Consider the following 17,260-nt stretch of genomic DNA (forward strand, 5'->3'; position numbering starts at 1 on the left):
TGCGATCTTTTGGTCTTGATGCTAAAAATCAAAAGATCGCAGCCTCGTTTCACTCGACAGCTCCTACAGTTGATCGGGTGAGATTCACTATTATTGTCAGACAAAAATCCCCCGAATCAGGCCCGCCGCGCCGCTGAATCGCATCAGTAACGCCGGTAACACCTCCCGCGTAACAATGCGGTAACACACGCAATTGACTTCCTGTTGGCTCATCACGACTATAGGCGTCCCGCTGCCGCCAACCCGGTATGAACGGGCGCAATCCAGGCCTTTCAAAGCACGACACAAGACCGTGCGCCTGAGTAGATGAAGAATCACGCGCGTGACTCGCAGCAGTTTCCAGAGCGCCTGAACGAGGATTTTTTACATGCCAGCCATCACCCTGACCACGCTCCAGAGCCTCAAGCAGAAAGGTGAAAAAATCACCATGCTGACCTGCTATGACGCGACCTTCGCCCATGCCTGCAACGAGGCCGGTGTCGAAGTGCTGCTGGTCGGCGACTCCCTCGGCATGGTCCTGCAGGGGCACGACAGCACCCTGCCGGTGACCACGGCGGAAATGGCCTACCACGTCGCCAGCGTCAAGCGTGGCAATGGCGATGCCCTGATCCTCGCCGACCTGCCGTTCATGGCCAACGCTACCCTCGAACAGACCATGAACAACAGCGCCATGCTGATGCAGGCCGGTGCGCACATGGTCAAGGTTGAAGGTCAACTGTGGCTGGCGGAGTCGATCCGCCTGCTTGCCGAGCGCGGTGTGCCGGTGTGTGCGCACATGGGCCTGACCCCGCAAGCAGTGAACATCCTCGGTGGCTATAAAGTGCAGGGCCGCAACGAGAACCAGGCGCGGCAGATGCGTGCCGATGCGATCGCGCTGGAGCAGGCCGGTGCGGCCATGCTGTTGCTTGAGTGCGTGCCGAGCGAACTGGCGGCAGAAATCAGCCAGGCCGTGAGCATTCCGGTGATCGGTATCGGTGCCGGCAACGCCACCGACGGCCAGGTGCTGGTATTGCACGACATGCTCGGCCTGTCGATCACCGGCCGCGTACCCAAATTCGTCAAAAACTTCATGCAAGGTCAGGACAGCATCCAGTCCGCGCTGAAGGCTTACGTCAGCGAAGTAAAAGCCACCACGTTCCCCGGCATCGAACACGGATTCTCTGCATGAACACCGTCAAAACCGTACGCGAACTGCGTGCCGCCGTCGCCCGCGCGCGCAGTGAAGGCAAGCGCATCGGCTTCGTGCCGACCATGGGCAACCTGCACAGCGGCCACGTAGCACTGATCACCAAAGCTACCCAGCGAGTGGATTTCGTCGTCGCGAGTATTTTCGTCAACCCGTTGCAGTTCGGCGCCGGCGAAGACCTCGACAAATACCCGCGCACCCTCGCCGCCGATCAGGAAAAGCTCCTCGAAGCCGGTTGCGACCTGCTGTTTGCGCCGACGGTTGAAGAGATGTACCCGGACGGCATGGCCGGACAAACCCGGGTCAGTGTGCCGCAATTGTCCGAAGGCCTGTGTGGCGCCAGCCGTCCGGGGCACTTCGAAGGTGTGGCGACCGTAGTCAGCAAGCTGTTCAACATGGTCCAGCCGGATCTGGCGATCTTCGGCCAGAAGGATTACCAGCAACTGGCGGTGATCCGTGCGCTGGTGCATGACCTGAACATGCCGATCCAGATCATCGGCGAGCCGACCGTGCGTGCAGCGGACGGTCTGGCGCTGTCGTCGCGCAACGGCTTCCTCAATGAAGACCAGCGCGCCGTGGCGCCGGTGGTGTATCGCGTGCTGAGCAGCATTGCCGAAGCGATCAAGCAAGGTGAGCGTGATTACCCGGCGCTGATCGCTGCGCAGTTGCAGGTGCTGGAAACGGCGGGGCTGCGTCCGGATTATCTGGAAATCCGCCATGGCCTGACGTTGCGTCCGGCGACGGTGGAAGATCGCGATCTGGTGATTCTCGCGGCGGCGTTCCTCGGCACTACGCGGCTGATCGACAACCTGCACCTGAACCTCGATAGCCCGATTTAAGCAGCAACGAATTTCCCTGTGGGAGCGAGCCTGCTCGCGAAGGCGGTGTATCAGCGACTTATAAGTTGCCTGACACGCCGCCTTCGCGGGCAGGCTCGCTCCCACAGGTGTTTTCGGTCCATGCCGGTTGGGCGAAAGTCTTCCGGCCCCTCCGTTTGTCGGCCAGATTCCTCTGCGGATGTTAAAAAAGTACAGGGATCTGGTCAGACAAAGTCAAGACAGAACGCAGCGCGAGGTTTACTGTATTCGCCCTGTGTCCAGATCTCGTGTCGACGCAGTTGATCCCATGCGCTAAAAACCCGTGGTTGATCTGTTCCGTGTTCAAAAGGCCGTTCAAGTAAAAAGGAAAACCGCAGCGATGGCGTACTACCGCACTCCTCACGACGTTACCGCTCTGCCCGCCTGGCAAGCGTTGAAAGATCACCGCCAAGCCATGCAGGATTTCAGCATGCGCGAGGCCTTCAACGCCGATCCGCAGCGTTTCAATCAGTTCACCCTCAGCAGCTGCGGTCTGTTTCTCGATTATTCGAAGAATTTGATCAACGCCGAGACCCGCGACCTGCTCGTGGGCCTGGCCAATGAAGTCGATCTGAAGGGCGCGATCAAAGCGCTGTTCGACGGCGAAATCGTCAACGCCTCCGAAGGCCGCCCGGCACTGCACACCGCCCTGCGCCGCCCGGTCGGCGACAAGTTGTCGGTCAACGGCGTCAACGTGATGCCGGAAGTGCACAAGGTGCTGAACCAGATCACCGATCTGGTCGGCCGTATTCACGACGGCCTGTGGCGCGGTTACACCGAGAAGCCGATCACTGACGTGGTCAACATCGGCATCGGTGGCTCGTTCCTCGGTCCTGAGCTGGTGTCCGAAGCGCTGCTGTCCTACGCGCAGAAAGGCGTGCGTTGCCATTATCTGGCGAACATCGACGGCAGCGAATTCCACGAGCTGACGCAGAAACTGCGCGCCGAGACCACGCTGTTTATCGTTTCGTCGAAGTCGTTCAACACCCTCGAAACCCTGAAGAACGCGCAGGCCGCCCGCGCCTGGTACCTGGCGCAGGGCGGCTCGGAAGCCGAGCTGTATCGTCACTTCATCGCGGTGTCGAGCAACAACGCCGCAGCGGTGGCTTTCGGGATTCGCGAAGAAAACATCTTCCCGATGTGGGACTGGGTCGGCGGGCGCTACTCGCTGTGGTCGGCGATCGGTTTGCCGATTGCGCTGGCCATCGGCATGTCCAACTTCAAGGAACTGCTGTCCGGTGCCTACACCATGGACCAGCATTTCCAGACCGCGCCGTTCGAACAGAACATGCCGGTGCTGCTGGCCCTGCTCGGCGTCTGGTATGGCAACTTCTGGGGTGCGCAAAGCCACGCGATCCTGCCGTACGACCACTACCTGCGCAACATCACCAAGCACTTGCAACAGCTCGACATGGAGTCCAACGGCAAGAGCGTGCGTCAGGACGGCACCTCGGTGTCGACCGATACCGGCCCGGTGATCTGGGGCGGCGTCGGCTGCAACGGTCAGCACGCTTATCACCAGTTGCTGCACCAGGGCACCCAACTGATCCCGGCCGACTTCATCGTGCCGATCGTCAGCTTCAACCCGGTTTCCGACCATCACCAGTGGCTGTACGCCAACTGCCTGTCGCAGAGCCAGGCGCTGATGCTCGGCAAGACCCTGCCGGAAGCTGAAGCCGAACTGCGCGACAAAGGCATGGGCGAAGACGACGTGCGCAAACTTGCGCCGCACAAGGTGATCCCGGGCAATCGTCCGAGCAACACCCTGGTGGTCGAACGCATCAGCCCGCGTCGCCTCGGCGCCCTGGTTGCGATGTATGAGCACAAAGTGTTCGTGCAAAGCGTGGTCTGGGGCATCAACGCCTTCGACCAGTGGGGTGTGGAACTGGGCAAGGAATTGGGCAAAGGCGTCTACAACCGCCTGGTCGGCAGCGACGAGACCGTGGCTGACGATGCCTCGACTCAAGGCCTGATCAACTACTTCCGCGGGCGTCATCGCGGCTGATAAAAGCCTTCGGGCCCAACGCTGTTCCCCTGTGGGAGCGAGCCTGCTCGCGAAATCGGTGCGTCATTCAACACTGTGTTGACTGATCCGCCGCCTTCGCGAGCAAGCTCGCTCCCACAGTTGTTTTGGCGCATGACTTGAACCTGTGCAGCGCTCGGCGCATCTTTATTCGTGTCGCACCACAAGAATAAGGAACCGTCATGTTCGATATCAGCACGTTCCCCAAAGCCGATGCCGTGCGCCAGGCCGCTCAGTTGAGCCAGGACGAGTATCGGCGCCTGTACCGCGAATCGATTGAACACCCCAGTGCCTTCTGGGCCGAGCAGGCCACGCGCTTCCTCGACTGGAGCACGCCATGGCAGACCGTGCAGCGCTATGACCTGAAAACCGGTGAAGCGGCCTGGTTTGCCGGCGGCAAGCTCAACGTCAGTTACAACTGCATCGACCGTCACCTCAAGCAACGCGGCGAGCAGACCGCCCTGCTCTGGGAAGGCGACGATCCTGCCGAATCGGCGCAGATCACTTACAACAAACTCCATCGCCACGTCTGCCGTCTGGCCAACGTGCTGAAAAGCCGTGGCGTGAAGAAAGGCGATCGGGTGTGCATCTACATGCCGATGATCCCCGAAGCCACCTACGCCATGCTCGCCTGCGCGCGAATCGGCGCGATTCATTCGGTGGTGTTCGGCGGATTTTCCCCGGATTCCCTGCGTGATCGAATTCTCGACGCCGACTGCCGCACCGTGATCACCGCCGATGAGGGCGTGCGCGGCGGCCGCTTCGTGCCGCTGAAAAACAACGTCGACAAAGCCCTGCAAAGCTGCCCGAACGTCAGCACCGTGGTGGTGGTCGAGCGCACTCAGGGCCAGGTCGATTGGGTCGAAGGCCGTGACCTTTGGTATCACCAGGCCGTGCGCGAGGTCAGCGACGACTGCCCGCCGGAACCGATGGACGCTGAAGACCCGCTGTTCATCCTCTACACCTCCGGCAGCACCGGCAAACCCAAAGGCGTGCTGCACACCACCGGCGGCTACCTGCTGCAAGCGGCAATGACCTTCAAGTACGTACTCGACTACCGCGACGGCGAAGTGTTCTGGTGCACCGCCGACGTCGGCTGGGTCACCGGCCACAGTTACATCGTCTACGGGCCGCTGGCCAACGGTGCGACCACACTGATGTTCGAAGGCGTGCCGAGCTACCCGAGCAGTTCGCGCTTCTGGCAGGTCATCGACAAGCACAAGGTCAACATCTTTTACACCGCGCCCACCGCCCTGCGCGCGCTGATGCGCGAAGGTGCCGGACCATTGAAGGAAACCTCGCGCGCCAGCCTCAGATTGCTCGGCAGCGTCGGTGAGCCGATCAACCCGGAAGCGTGGGAATGGTATTTCAATGCTGTCGGTGAACAGCGCTGCCCGATCGTCGACACCTGGTGGCAGACCGAAACCGGCGGCATCATGCTCAGCCCGCTGGTCAGCGCGCAACGGATCAAACCGGGCTGCGCGACGCAACCGATGTTCGGCGTGCAACCCGTACTGCTCGACGAAGTCGGCAAGGAAATCCACGGCGCCGGCAGTGGCGTGCTTGCGATCAAATCGAGCTGGCCGGCGCAGATTCGCAGCGTCTACGGCGATCCGCAGCGGATGATCGACACCTACTTCAAACCCTACCCCGGCTATTACTTCACCGGCGACGGCGCCCGCCGCGACGAGGACGGCGATTACTGGATCACCGGACGCATCGACGACGTGATCAACGTCTCCGGCCACCGCATTGGCACCGCCGAAGTGGAAAGCGCCCTGGTGCTGCACGACAGCATCGCCGAGGCCGCCGTGGTCGGTTATCCCCACGACGTCAAAGGCCAGGGCATCTACGCGTTCGTCACGCCAATGAACGGCACCGAGGCCAACGAAGAGCTGAAGAAAGACCTGCTGGCGCATGTCAGCAAGGAGATCGGCAGCTTCGCCAAACCGGACCTGATCCAGTGGGCGCCGGCGCTGCCAAAGACCCGTTCGGGCAAGATCATGCGGCGGATTCTGCGCAAGATTGCCTGCAATGAGCTCGACAGTCTGGGCGATACTTCGACGCTGGCTGATCCGAGTGTGGTGCAGGACCTCGTCGACAAGCGGCTCAATACTTGAGAGCTGCAAGTTTCTAGCTACAAGCTGCAAGCTAAAGCGGTCCGCGCAGCTTTTCGCTTTTAGCTTGCAGCTAGAAACTTGCCGCTTGTAGCTCCCCGACTGCTAAGCTTCGCGTTTTTTCAGCAAGGCGCCCGCATGTCTTCCTTGAATCAGGCGCTGCGCGCCGCCCTCGATCAACGCCAGGACCTGCTCGCTGCGCTGCACAGCCAGGGCACCGATTGCTATCGGCTGTTCCATGGCAGCCAGGAAGGTGCCGGCGGCCTGACCATCGACCGCTACGGCCCGCAACTGCTGGTGCAGAGTTTTCACCAGGCGCTCGAACGTGATGATCTGCTGCAACTGCACGCCATGGTCAACCAGACCCTGAGCTTCGACAGCCTGCTGGTCTACAACGACCGCTCCCGTGGCAACTCGCGGATCGATCGCGAGGACAGCGTCTATAAAGCCGATGACGCCGCACTGGCGGATCTGGTCGGGCATGAATGGGGCCTGAACTACCGCGTACGCGGGCGTCATGCCGGGCAGGATCCGCTGCTGTTCCTCGACCTGCGCAACACCCGTGGCTGGGTCAAGGATCACGCGCAAGGCAAAAGCGTGCTCAACCTGTTCGCTTACACCTGTGGCGTTGGCCTCAGTGCGGCGGCGGGCGGTGCGCGCGAGGTGTGCAACCTCGATTTCGCCGAGGGCAATCTGGCGGTCGGTCGGGAGAATGGTTTGCTCAACCCGCAACTGCCGGAGATGCAATTCATTCAGTCCGATTACTTCCCGGCAATCCGCCAGCTCACCGGCCTGCCGATCAGCGCGCGGCGCGGGCAGAAGTTGCCGAGCTATCAGCGCCTCGAACAGCGCCAATACGATCTGGTCCTGCTCGATCCGCCGGCGTGGGCCAAAAGCGCATTCGGCACCGTCGATCTGCTGCGCGATTATCAGAGCCTGCTCAAACCGGCCCTGCTGACCACCGCTGACAACGGCGTACTGATCTGCTGCAACAACCTGGCGAAAGTCAGCATGGACGACTGGCGCGAACAAGTGCTGCGCTGCGCCGAAAAAGCCGGCCGCCCGGTGCGCGAATGGAGCGTGATGACCCCGGGCGCCGATTTCCCCTCGCAGGACCAGCAGCCGCCGTTGAAGACGCTGATCTTGCAGTTGTGATCCCTCCGGCATGAGCGATTACATTTCCCTGTGGGAGCGAGCCTGCTCGCGAAAGCGCAGTGTCAGTCGACTTGTTTTTCACTGAACCAGCGCATTCGCGAGCAGGCTCGCTCCCACAAGGGAGATCTATTCCTGCAGAAATTTCTGAACAATCCTGTCCCACATCAAGCACTTCGGAACCAGAATCGCGTGCCATACTCCAAGGCACTCCGATTCAGACAGATGAAGCCGCACATGCCCAAAGGATTGATTCGCGCGATTGGCGCACTGCTGACAGCCCTGGCCCTCTACAGCCTGCTGGGGTTTCTGATCCTGCCGGGCATTGCCTTGCGCGTGGCCAACCAGCAACTGGCCAACTACGCCACGGTGCCGGCGCATCTGCAGCGTATCGAACTCAACCCCTTCAGCCTTGAGGTCACCCTGTGGGGCCTGGTCATCGGCGAGCCGGGCAAGGAGCAGGTCGGCTTCGATCGCCTCTATGCCAACCTGCAAATCGACAGCCTGTGGACCAAGGCCCTGCACCTGTCCGACATCGAACTGGACAAACCCAAAAGCGAAATCAGCTTCGCCAAGGACGGCAAGCTCAACCTGCTGGGCCTGTTCAACCTGCCGCCGAGCGAGCCGACACCCGCCGATCCCGACGCCAAGCCATTCCCGCTGCGCATCGACAACATCAAACTGGCCGGCGGCGTGGTGCATTTCGAGGATATGCGGCCCAGCGAACCGATCGAATTTCTTTACGACGACCTCAGTTTCGAGCTGAAAAACCTCAGCACCCTGCCCGAGGACAGCGCCGACATGACCCTCGTCGCCATCGGCCCCGCTGGCGGGCGGATCGACTGGACCGGCAATTTCAGCCTGATCCCGTTCACCTCCGAAGGCACCCTGAAAGTCACCGATGGCCAGATGAAATCCTTCTGGCCCTACGTGCGCGACGCCGTGCCGCTGGTGCTGGAAAACGGCGTGGTCAGCCTCAGCACCGAGTACAAACTCAACCTGTCGAAACAGACCGAACTGCTGCTGAACAACGTCGCGGTGAGCATTGCGCCATTCGCCATCAAGGCTCCGGACGGACGTCCGCTGGCCAGGCTCGAACGCCTCGACGTCAGCGACACCTCGCTGGACCTGGCCAAGCAGCAAGTAATGGTCGGCAAGATCCGCAGCAACAAACTGGAAACCTGGGCGGCGCTGGAAGCCGATGGCCAACTGGACTGGCAGAAACTGTTCGCCAGCCAACCGTCGAAACCGGCGGCCAAAGCCGCTGCCGAACCTACGGATACACCGGCCGCCGCCGACTCGCCAAAACCTGAGCCAAGCGCCCCGAGCAAGCCATGGCAGGTGCTGGTCAAGGATGTGCAACTGCGCAACTACACGGTCCATCTCGCTGACCGCTCGGCGCAACCGGCGGTGGCGCTGGACATCACCCCGCTGAACGTCGACCTGCAGGACTTCGACAGCCTCAACGGCTCGCCTTTCAAGCTCAAGCTCGACAGCGGCCTGGGCAAGCAAGGCAAGATCAGCGCCGACGGCACGGTCAATCTGGCTCCGGTCAACGCACAGCTCAACGTGAAAACCGAGGACGTCGACCTGCGTGTCGCGCAGTCCTACATCAACCCGTTCATTCGCCTGGAACTGCGCAGCGGCATGCTCGGCAGCGATCTCAAGGTCAATCTGAAGAGCACCGAGCCACTGGCCCTCAGCATCACCGGCCGCGCGCAGATTGATCAACTGCACACCCTCGATACGCTGAAGACCCGCGACTTCCTCAAATGGCAGCAAGTGGTGGTCGACGGCATCAACTATCAGCACGGCGACAGTCTGTCGATCGACAAGGTCAACCTGTTGCAGCCGTATGTGCGCTTCATGATCAACGACGATCGCACCACCAACGTCGACGACCTGTTGATCCCGCAACCGGCCGACAGCGGCACCAAACCTGCCGGAGCCAAACCGGCCAGCAAGGACAAACCACTGGGCATTCACATCGGTGCGATTGCGATCAACGACGGCTCGGCGAACTTTGCCGACTTCAGCCTGACGCCGAATTTCGCCACCGCCGTGCAGCAGCTCAACGGTCAGATCGGCACCATCGACAGCCGTCAGGCAAAACCGGCCAGCGTCGACATCAAAGGCAAGGTCGACCGCTATGCGCCGGTGACCATCAAGGGTGCGGTCAATCCGTTCGACCCGATGGCCAGCCTCGACATCGCCACCAGTTTCAAGCGCGTCGAACTGACGACCCTGACGCCCTACTCCGGCAAATTCGCCGGCTACCGCATCCGCAAGGGCCGGCTCAACCTTGATCTGCACTATCTGATCACCAAAGGCCAACTGAAAGCCGAGAACAAAGTCGTCGTCGAGCAGTTGCAGCTGGGCGAGAAGGTCGACAGCCCTGATGCAGTGAGTCTGCCGCTGAAACTGGCGATCGCCCTGCTCAAGGACGTCGACGGCAAGATCTCCATCGAATTGCCGGTGACCGGCGACCTGAATAATCCACAGTTCAGCGTCATGCCGATCGTCTGGCAGACCCTGCGCAATTTGATCGTCAAAGCTGCCGCCGCGCCGTTCAAGATGATCGGCGGACTGGTCAGTGGCGGCGGCTCCGAAGACCTCGGCACGGTGTCCTTCGCGCCGGGCTCCAGCGATCTGAGCAAAGACGCCGAAGCGGCGCTGGTGAAACTGTCGCAGGCGCTCAAGGAACGTCCGGCGCTGCGCCTGGAGATCGAAGGCACTGCCGCGAAGAGCAGCGATGGGCCACTGCTGGCCGAGCAACGTCTGGAACGCGAATATCAGTACAACTACTACAAGATGCTCCAGCGCCGTGGCGACAAAGTCCCGGCCCAGGCCTCGCTGCTGCAAGTGCCCGAAGGCGAGAAAGGCGCATTGCTCGAAGGCATCTACCGCACCCGCCTGAAAACCCAGCCACCGGTTGAATGGAAAGATCTCGGCAAAGAAGAACGCACGGCGAAAATGCGTCAGGGCGTGATCGCGTTCTGGAGTGGCAGCGATGTGCTGCTGCGGCAGTTGGGCCAGGATCGCGCCAGCACCATCAAGGATTATCTGGTCGACAAGGGCAAGCTCGAGGATGACCGCGTGTACTTCATCGACGCCAACCTCGGCGAGGCCGAAAGCGATGGCCGCGTGGTGACGCAAATGCACCTGGATGCCGAATGACCGTGCGTAACTGGCTGGCTGTGCTCGCTTTGACGTGCGCTGCCGGCCACGCGTCGGCTTCGGATACCTTGCGCTGCGGCAGCCAGTTGATCAGCCTCGGCGACCGCGCAAGCGAAGTGCTGCAAAAATGCGGCGAGCCGGTCAGTCGCGACGTGCTCGGCTACAAGCGCAGTGCCAATCGCCGCGAAGAGTTTCAGGTCGAGGAATGGACCTACGGCCCGAACAACGGCATGTATCAATACCTGCGCTTCGAAGGCAACCGCTTGCGGCAGATCAACAGCAAACGCGGCAATTAAGCCGAACGAAATTTACCCTGTGGGAGCGAGCCTGCTCGCGAATACGGTCTGTCTACTGACGAACTTGTCGGCTGACACTACGCATTCGCGAGCAGGCTCGCTCCCACATTGGTTTTCGATGGATGCCCAAATAGAACAGGCCCCGACACAAGTGCCGGGGCCTGTAATGGTCACATCCGTGTGACCGTTCGCATGAACTCTAAAGTTGCGGCAGACGTATTGCTCGGCCCGTCTGTCGCGTCTTCTCCCGGTTCAGGCGAGAAGTCTTGCCTTACTCGGCTTTCAGGCCGTCAGCGGAGACCGCTTTAACGCCTTTGATTTTCTTGGCAATGCCTACGGCGACTTCTTTCTGCGACTCGGTTACCGCAGTGGTCGACGACAGGGAAACTACACCCTTGTTGGTTTCGACTTTGATGTCGGTGCCTGGAATGCCTTTTTCGGTAACCAGGTCAGCTTTGACCTTGGTGGTGATCCAGGTGTCGCTGGTATCTTGTTTCATTTCGGTAACTTCACCGGCAGCCAGAACCATTGGCGCTTGGGTAGCCTGAGCGGACTGGGCGAAAGCACCACCAGCCATGGTCAGGGTCAGAGCGGTAGCAGCGGCAGTGATAGCGAACTTCTTCATACGAGTAACTCCTGTTTTTTCTGGAAGTCTGCTGTAACGCTTGTCAGCAGGGTTACCGGAGATATTGCGAACGCTGTGCCAACTTTTTCGGTCGTATAAAATCGTTTAAAAACAAACAGTTATGAAAAACGCTCATTTTCATTTTCATGCAAAATGCATGACTCAACGCAATTTCGCATGCAAGTTGCGGTTTTTAAGAAAGTTCATAAGCTGCTGAAATTATTAGAGCTTTTGTGAAGCGGTCGCGATACGAGAATGCCCCGCGGTGCGGGGCATTCTGAAGATTACATATCGATCAAGTACCAGTAGCGTTACAGCCTTTTGGCGAATAGTCAGGAGCGACCGTAGTGCCACAAGTCCAACCACCCGCCGCTGTACGTGTCAGCGTGATGGTTTTGCCTAATACAGGCGCTGGCGCATTGGCCAGCGTACATACAATCGTTCCAGCTCCATCAGCAGCAGTGCCTGACGCGGTGAGAGCGCAATTGGAGGTCGTGGTTACGTTATCGCCCTTTACCGCCGCCAGCGTCGGGTTTGTCCCCTGATTAATCAGGTCTTCAAAGGGCACTTTCATCGCGCTGATCTCCGCCAGCCCCGCCGTAACCTTCGACCGCGCCTGATATTTCGAATACTGAGGCAGGGCGATAGTCGCCAGAATGCCGATGATCGCCACAACGATCAGCAGCTCGATCAATGTGAAACCTTGTTGTTTTTTCATAGACACGCTCCATGCATGAGTCGAAATCTCATGATCTGAACAAGGCTCAGCACAGCCCATGCCAACGCCTTCCAGTCCCCGCCTGCTGGGCGCGCGCAATCCCCTGCGCCGTTTCCTACAACCCGCAACCGCACTATCTGACACTTTTTGTCACCTGCACCGGCCATGTTTGGCGCTGTCACTTGACTAGGCTATAAGTCATGAACGGCAAGCGTGCGGAATCCCCATGAATGACATCACTCTGAGCGGTCTGGCCAAGCAATTGGTCCAGGCCGAACTGCTCACGGAAACAAGCGCCCGGCAATCCTGGGCGCAGGCCCAGCACAACCGCGTCTCGCTGGTGAACTACCTGGTGCACAACAAACTGGTCAATAGCCGGCAGATAGCCGAGATCGCTTCGGAACACTTCGGCATGGCCCTGCTCGATCTGCATTGCGTCGACAAAGAGAGTCAGCCCAAGGGATTGGTCAGTGAGAAACTGGTTCGCCAGCACTGCGCACTGCCCCTCTGGCGGCGCGGCAACAAACTGTTCGTAGGCCTTTCCGACCCGAGCAATCAGCAGGCGATCAGCGACATCCAGTTCAGCACCGGCCTGAGCACCGAAGCGATTCTGGTCGAGGACGACAAGCTCAGCGACGCCATCGACAAGTTCTTCGAGAGCCATGCCTCGGGCCTCGAGGAAATGGCCGATGTCGATCTCGACGGCCTCGACGTCGAGGCCATCGATGACAACAAACAGGACGTAATCGGCGGCCTCGATGCTGACGACGCCCCGGTCGTGCGCTTCGTGCACAAGATGCTGCTCGATGCGATCAAGAGCGGCTCGTCCGACCTGCATTTCGAACCCTACGAAAAAAACTATCGCGTACGCATGCGCACCGACGGCATGCTGCGCGAGGTGGCCAAGCCACCGATCCAGTTGGCCGGGCGTATCGCCGCTCGCCTGAAGGTAATGGCCAGTCTGGATATTTCCGAACGGCGCAAACCCCAGGACGGGCGGATCAAGATGCGCCTGTCGAAAAGCAAATCCATCGATTTTCGCGTCAACACCCTGCCGACCCTATGGGGCGAAAAAGTGGTGATCCGGATCCTCGACCCGTCCAGTGCGCAAATGGGCATCGACGCGCTGGGTTACGAGGCCGAGCAAAAGGCCTTGTACCTCGCCGCGCTGAAACAGCCACAAGGAATGATTCTGGTCACCGGCCCCACCGGCTCCGGTAAAACCGTGTCGCTGTATACCGGGCTGAACATCCTCAATACCGTCGACATCAACATTTCCACCGCCGAAGACCCGGTGGAAATCAACATGGCAGGCATCAATCAGGTCAACGTCAATCCTCGGCAAGGGCTGGACTTCGCCCAGGCGCTGCGCTCGTTTCTGCGTCAGGACCCGGACGTGATCATGGTCGGCGAGATCCGCGACCTGGAAACCGCCGAGATCGCGATCAAGGCCGCGCAAACCGGCCACCTGGTGCTGTCGACCCTGCACACCAACAGCGCAGCGGAAACCCTCACGCGCCTGCACAACATGGGCATTCCCGGTTTCAACATCGCCACCTCGGTCAGCCTGATCATCGCCCAGCGTCTGGCGCGCAAGTTGTGCGCGCATTGCAAACGGCCGCTGGACATTCCTCACGAAACCTTGCTCAAGGAAGGCTTTCCCGAGGAACGCATAGGTCATTTCACGATCTACGAGCCGGTCGGTTGCGATCACTGCAACGGCGGTTACAAAGGACGCGTGGGGATTTATGAAGTGGTAAAGAACACACCGGACCTGCAACGGCTGATCATGGCCGAAGGCAATTCGCTGGAAATCGACATCCAGATGCGTCGCGACGGTTTCGCCGATCTGCGCACTTCCGGGCTGCACAAGGCCATGCAAGGCATCACCAGCCTTGAGGAAATCAACCGGGTCACCAAGGATTGAACATGGCGGTCAAGGCAGCGAAAGTCAGCGTTTACGCCTGGGAAGGCACCGACCGCAAAGGCAGCAAGGTCACTGGCGAACTGAGCGGGCAGAACCCCGCGCTGATCAAGGCGCAGCTGCGCAAACAGGGGATCAACCCGGGCAAGGTGCGCAAGAAATCCGCGTCCCTGCTGAGCTTGGGCAAACGCATCAAGCCGCAGGACATCGCCCTGTTCACCCGGCAGATGGCAACCATGATGAAGGCCGGCGTGCCGCTGTTGCAGTCCTTCGACATTATCGGTGAAGGCTTCGAAAATCCGGCCATGCGCAAACTGGTCGACGAGGTCAAACAGGAGGTCGCGGCCGGTAACAGTTTCGCCACAGCCCTGCGCAAGAAGCCGCAATACTTCGACGAGTTGTACTGCAACCTGGTCGACGCCGGCGAACAGTCCGGTGCCCTCGACACCTTGCTCGAACGGGTGGCCACCTATAAGGAAAAAAGCGAAGCGCTCAAGGCCAAGATCAAGAAAGCCATGACCTACCCCACCGCCGTGGTGCTGGTGGCGGCTGTGGTGACCGGCATTCTGCTGGTCAAAGTGGTGCCGCAGTTCCAGTCGGTGTTTTCCGGGTTCGGCGCCGAACTGCCGGGCTTCACCCTGATGATCATCAGCCTGTCGGAGTTCATGCAGCAGTGGTGGTGGGCGATTCTTGTTGCGCTGGTGGCAGCGTTTTTCGGCACTCGCCACGCGTTGAAAACCTCGCAGGCCCTGCGTGACCGCCGCGATGCCTGGCTGCTGAAGCTGCCACTGGTGGGCACCTTGATGTACAAGTCCGCCGTCGCCCGTTTTGCCCGCACCCTGTCGACCACTTTCGCGGCGGGTGTGCCGTTGGTGGAAGCGCTGGATTCGGTCGCCGGCGCCACCGGCAATGTGGTATTCAAGCGCGCGGTGCTCCGAGTTCGGCAAGACGTTTCGACAGGCATGCAGCTGAACTTCTCCATGCGCAGCACCGGTGTGTTTCCCAATATGGCGGTGCAGATGACCGCCATTGGCGAGGAGTCCGGGGCACTGGATGACATGCTCGACAAGGTCGCCGGTTTTTATGAAGCCGAAGTCGATAACATGGTCGACAACCTCACCAGCCTGATGGAGCCGTTCATCATGGTGGTGCTGGGGGTCATCGTCGGCGGACTGGTGGTGGCCATGTACCTGCCGATCTTCCAACTCGGCTCAGCGATCTGACATGCCTATCGATGAACTGTTTGCCGTGTATCCGCTGGCCTTTGTGGTCAGCGCGCTGCTGCTCGGGCTGGTGGTCGGCAGCTTCCTCAATGTTGTGGTCTGGCGCCTGCCGAAAATGCTCGAGCGCGACTGGCGCCAGCAAGCCCATGATGTGCTCGGCCTGCCCACTGAAACGCCCGTGCCGACCTACAACCTGATGCTGCCGCACTCCGCGTGCACGCATTGCGGACACCGGATCCGTCCGTGGGAAAACATTCCGCTGCTCAGTTATCTGTGCCTGCGCGGGCGTTGCTCGGCCTGTTCGGCGCCAATCAGCAAACGTTACCCGCTGACTGAACTCGCCTGCGGTCTGCTTTCGGCATTCATCGCCTGGCATCTGGGCTTCGGCTGGCCGGCGGGCTGGCTGATCTTGCTGACGTGGGGCTTGCTGGCGATGAGTCTGATCGACTGCGAGCATCAGCTGCTGCCCGACGTGCTGGTGTTGCCGCTGCTGTGGCTGGGGCTGATCGTCAACAGCTTCGGCGTGTTCGTGGCGTTGCCAGATGCATTGTGGGGCGCAGTCGCGGGTTATCTGGCGCTGTGGTCGGTGTTCTGGCTGTTCAAACTGCTCACCGGCAAGGACGGTATCGGTCATGGCGATTTCAAGCTATTGGCCTTGCTTGGCGCTTGGGGTGGCTGGCAGATTCTGCCGCTGACGATTCTGTTGTCATCCTTGGTGGGAGCGATTTTGGGCGTCGTCATGCTGCGCCTGCGCGCCCAGGAAACCTCGACGCCGATCCCCTTCGGACCCTTTCTGGCAATTGCCGGCTGGATTGCCTTGCTCTGGGGTGGTCAAATAACCGACTTCTATTGGCAGTCTGTCGGTTTGAAATGAATACCCCTGTGGAAAAACCCTGGATTCTCGGCCTGACCGGCGGCATCGGCAGCGGCAAAAGCGCGGCGGCGCAGCACTTCATCGACCTGGGCGTGCATGTGGTGGATGCCGATCATGCGGCGCGCTGGGTAGTCGAGCCGGGGCGTCCGGCGCTGGCGAAAATCGCCGAGTATTTCGGTTCCGGCGTGTTGCAGGCCGATGGCACGCTGGACCGCGCCGCCCTGCGCAAACTGATTTTTGAAGACCCCGAACAGCGACGTTGGCTCGAAGCGCTGTTGCATCCGTTGATCGGCGAAGAAATCGCTCATCATCTGGCGCAGGCAAAATCGCCTTACGCGATTCTGGTGTCACCTTTGCTGATCGAGTCCGGGCAATACGCGATGACCCAGCGCATTCTGGTCATCGATGCGCCGCAACAACTGCAGATCGAACGCACCTTGCAGCGTGACCAGACCAGCGAAGCGCAGGTGCAGGCGATCCTCAAGGCGCAATCGAGCCGTGAAGACCGAGTGAGCCGTGCCGACGACGTGATCGTCAACGACCGCGACCTCGCCTGGCTGCACAGCGAGGTCGAGCGTCTGCATCACTTTTATCTGACTTTATCCGGAGGCCAAGCATGAGCCAGATTCCAACCGTTGAATGCCCAACCTGCGGCGCCCCCGTCGAATTCACCCCGGCGAACAAATTCCGTCCGTTCTGCTCCGACCGCTGCAAATTGATCGACCTCGGCGCCTGGGCCTCGGAAGAACACAAGATTCCGGTCGCACCGGATGCCGAGGACGAGTTGTTCTCCGGCGATTTCGATCCGCGTCACTGATCGCTGATCAGGGCCGCATAAAGCCGTAGTCCTGACTGTCGTCGAGGTTCTCAGCGAGAAAGCGCAACTCGTCGGCCAAGTCTTCGGCATTGCGCACTGCCTTGCTCTGCTGCACCACGGCGCTGAGCAGGGCGCGCAAACTCAGGCCCGGGTCAAAGCCCACTTCCTGCGCCAGCTCCAGACTCTGCCGGGTTTCCTGCCGCGCCCATTCGTAAACGCCCATGCCAATGCTCCTGAAGGGATTTGCGTGAGCATGAAATCTCAGCGGCAT

15 protein-coding genes are annotated in these 17,260 nt (G+C 60.3%); 12 read left to right on the forward strand and 3 right to left on the reverse strand.

Annotated features, from left to right (window positions below):
• The first annotated feature begins 367 nt into the window (after window positions 1–367).
• The 7 genes from panB to PS14A_RS21185 all read left to right on the forward strand — a co-directional run bounded on the left by panB (window position 368) and on the right by PS14A_RS21185 (window position 10,808).
• Entirely contained in the window at window positions 368–1,168 is an 801-nt protein-coding gene (panB, locus tag PS14A_RS21155) for a 3-methyl-2-oxobutanoate hydroxymethyltransferase (protein WP_122750964.1), read from the forward strand.
• Window positions 1,165–2,025 (forward strand): pantoate--beta-alanine ligase, encoded by an 861-nt coding sequence (panC, locus tag PS14A_RS21160; RefSeq protein WP_212617153.1) that lies wholly within the window; start codon window positions 1,165–1,167, stop codon window positions 2,023–2,025. The genes panB and panC overlap by 4 nt, the downstream gene beginning before the upstream one ends.
• A gap of 358 nt (window positions 2,026–2,383) precedes the next feature.
• Window positions 2,384–4,048 carry a glucose-6-phosphate isomerase gene (gene pgi / locus PS14A_RS21165; RefSeq protein WP_130909975.1) on the forward strand — a complete coding sequence of 555 codons (1,665 nt, stop codon included), beginning with the start codon at window positions 2,384–2,386 and terminating at the stop codon, window positions 4,046–4,048.
• A 200-nt stretch (window positions 4,049–4,248) separates the two neighbouring features.
• A complete protein-coding gene (acs, locus tag PS14A_RS21170) occupies window positions 4,249–6,186 on the forward strand; it encodes an acetate--CoA ligase (protein ID WP_212617154.1) in 1,938 nt (645 codons plus the stop codon).
• 135 nt (window positions 6,187–6,321) lie between these two features.
• A complete protein-coding gene (locus tag PS14A_RS21175) occupies window positions 6,322–7,338 on the forward strand; it encodes a class I SAM-dependent methyltransferase (RefSeq protein ID WP_212617155.1) in 1,017 nt (338 codons plus the stop codon).
• A gap of 222 nt (window positions 7,339–7,560) precedes the next feature.
• Window positions 7,561–10,512 carry a DUF748 domain-containing protein gene (locus PS14A_RS21180; protein WP_212617156.1) on the forward strand — a complete coding sequence of 984 codons (2,952 nt, stop codon included), beginning with the start codon at window positions 7,561–7,563 and terminating at the stop codon, window positions 10,510–10,512.
• The gene (locus PS14A_RS21185; protein ID WP_039761633.1) at window positions 10,509–10,808 is read left to right on the forward strand and encodes a DUF2845 domain-containing protein; all 300 of its coding nucleotides are present in this window, start codon (window positions 10,509–10,511) and stop codon (window positions 10,806–10,808) included. The genes PS14A_RS21180 and PS14A_RS21185 overlap by 4 nt, the downstream gene beginning before the upstream one ends.
• A 271-nt stretch (window positions 10,809–11,079) precedes the next feature.
• Here the strand turns inward: PS14A_RS21185 and PS14A_RS21190 are convergent, their stop codons facing one another.
• Together PS14A_RS21190 and PS14A_RS21195 are read right to left on the reverse strand one after the other, a co-directional pair.
• Window positions 11,080–11,433 (reverse strand): BON domain-containing protein, encoded by a 354-nt coding sequence (locus PS14A_RS21190; RefSeq protein WP_016773155.1) that lies wholly within the window; start codon window positions 11,431–11,433, stop codon window positions 11,080–11,082.
• Between the two features lie 295 nt (window positions 11,434–11,728).
• Window positions 11,729–12,151 (reverse strand): pilin, encoded by a 423-nt coding sequence (locus PS14A_RS21195; RefSeq protein ID WP_137215598.1) that lies wholly within the window; start codon window positions 12,149–12,151, stop codon window positions 11,729–11,731.
• 226 nt (window positions 12,152–12,377) lie between these two features.
• On the opposite strand from PS14A_RS21195, the gene pilB reads away from it, so the two are divergent.
• From pilB to yacG, 5 genes are read left to right on the forward strand one after another with little or no spacing between them, the layout of a single operon-like run.
• The gene (gene pilB / locus PS14A_RS21200) at window positions 12,378–14,078 is read left to right on the forward strand and encodes a type IV-A pilus assembly ATPase PilB (protein WP_212617157.1); all 1,701 of its coding nucleotides are present in this window, start codon (window positions 12,378–12,380) and stop codon (window positions 14,076–14,078) included.
• Window positions 14,079–14,080: 2 nt separating this feature from the next.
• Window positions 14,081–15,298 carry a type II secretion system F family protein gene (locus PS14A_RS21205; RefSeq protein WP_212617158.1) on the forward strand — a complete coding sequence of 406 codons (1,218 nt, stop codon included), beginning with the start codon at window positions 14,081–14,083 and terminating at the stop codon, window positions 15,296–15,298.
• A gap of 1 nt (window position 15,299) precedes the next feature.
• A complete protein-coding gene (locus PS14A_RS21210; protein ID WP_212617159.1) occupies window positions 15,300–16,172 on the forward strand; it encodes an A24 family peptidase in 873 nt (290 codons plus the stop codon).
• Window positions 16,169–16,792 (forward strand): dephospho-CoA kinase, encoded by a 624-nt coding sequence (coaE, locus tag PS14A_RS21215; protein ID WP_212617160.1) that lies wholly within the window; start codon window positions 16,169–16,171, stop codon window positions 16,790–16,792. The genes PS14A_RS21210 and coaE overlap by 4 nt, the downstream gene beginning before the upstream one ends.
• On the forward strand, window positions 16,789–16,989 hold the full coding sequence (gene yacG, locus PS14A_RS21220; RefSeq protein WP_016773149.1) for a DNA gyrase inhibitor YacG: 201 nt from the start codon (window positions 16,789–16,791) through the stop codon (window positions 16,987–16,989). Before coaE ends, yacG begins: the two co-directional genes overlap by 4 nt.
• A gap of 7 nt (window positions 16,990–16,996) precedes the next feature.
• On the opposite strand, the gene PS14A_RS21225 is transcribed toward yacG, so the two are convergent.
• Entirely contained in the window at window positions 16,997–17,212 is a 216-nt protein-coding gene (locus tag PS14A_RS21225; RefSeq protein WP_016773148.1) for a hypothetical protein, read from the reverse strand.
• Window positions 17,213–17,260 lie beyond the last annotated feature (48 nt).

This window comes from Pseudomonas sp. 14A, from assembly GCF_018132745.1.
Classification (GTDB): Bacteria; Pseudomonadota; Gammaproteobacteria; order Pseudomonadales; family Pseudomonadaceae; genus Aquipseudomonas; species Aquipseudomonas mercuritolerans.

What these genes read in the sequence shown, in the direction of transcription:
- panB (WP_122750964.1), top strand. Translation starts at nt 368, where the DNA reads ATGCCAGCCATCACCCTGACCACGCTCCAGAGCCTCAAGCAGAAAGGT.
- panC (WP_212617153.1), top strand. Translation starts at nt 1,165, where the DNA reads ATGAACACCGTCAAAACCGTACGCGAACTGCGTGCCGCCGTCGCCCGC.
- pgi (WP_130909975.1), top strand. Translation starts at nt 2,384, where the DNA reads ATGGCGTACTACCGCACTCCTCACGACGTTACCGCTCTGCCCGCCTGG.
- acs (WP_212617154.1), top strand. Translation starts at nt 4,249, where the DNA reads ATGTTCGATATCAGCACGTTCCCCAAAGCCGATGCCGTGCGCCAGGCC.
- PS14A_RS21175 (WP_212617155.1), top strand. Translation starts at nt 6,322, where the DNA reads ATGTCTTCCTTGAATCAGGCGCTGCGCGCCGCCCTCGATCAACGCCAG.
- PS14A_RS21180 (WP_212617156.1), top strand. Translation starts at nt 7,561, where the DNA reads ATGAAGCCGCACATGCCCAAAGGATTGATTCGCGCGATTGGCGCACTG.
- PS14A_RS21185 (WP_039761633.1), top strand. Translation starts at nt 10,509, where the DNA reads ATGACCGTGCGTAACTGGCTGGCTGTGCTCGCTTTGACGTGCGCTGCC.
- PS14A_RS21190 (WP_016773155.1), bottom strand. Translation starts at nt 11,433, where the DNA reads ATGAAGAAGTTCGCTATCACTGCCGCTGCTACCGCTCTGACCCTGACC.
- PS14A_RS21195 (WP_137215598.1), bottom strand. Translation starts at nt 12,151, where the DNA reads ATGAAAAAACAACAAGGTTTCACATTGATCGAGCTGCTGATCGTTGTG.
- pilB (WP_212617157.1), top strand. Translation starts at nt 12,378, where the DNA reads ATGAATGACATCACTCTGAGCGGTCTGGCCAAGCAATTGGTCCAGGCC.
- PS14A_RS21205 (WP_212617158.1), top strand. Translation starts at nt 14,081, where the DNA reads ATGGCGGTCAAGGCAGCGAAAGTCAGCGTTTACGCCTGGGAAGGCACC.
- PS14A_RS21210 (WP_212617159.1), top strand. Translation starts at nt 15,300, where the DNA reads ATGCCTATCGATGAACTGTTTGCCGTGTATCCGCTGGCCTTTGTGGTC.
- coaE (WP_212617160.1), top strand. Translation starts at nt 16,169, where the DNA reads ATGAATACCCCTGTGGAAAAACCCTGGATTCTCGGCCTGACCGGCGGC.
- yacG (WP_016773149.1), top strand. Translation starts at nt 16,789, where the DNA reads ATGAGCCAGATTCCAACCGTTGAATGCCCAACCTGCGGCGCCCCCGTC.
- PS14A_RS21225 (WP_016773148.1), bottom strand. Translation starts at nt 17,212, where the DNA reads ATGGGCGTTTACGAATGGGCGCGGCAGGAAACCCGGCAGAGTCTGGAG.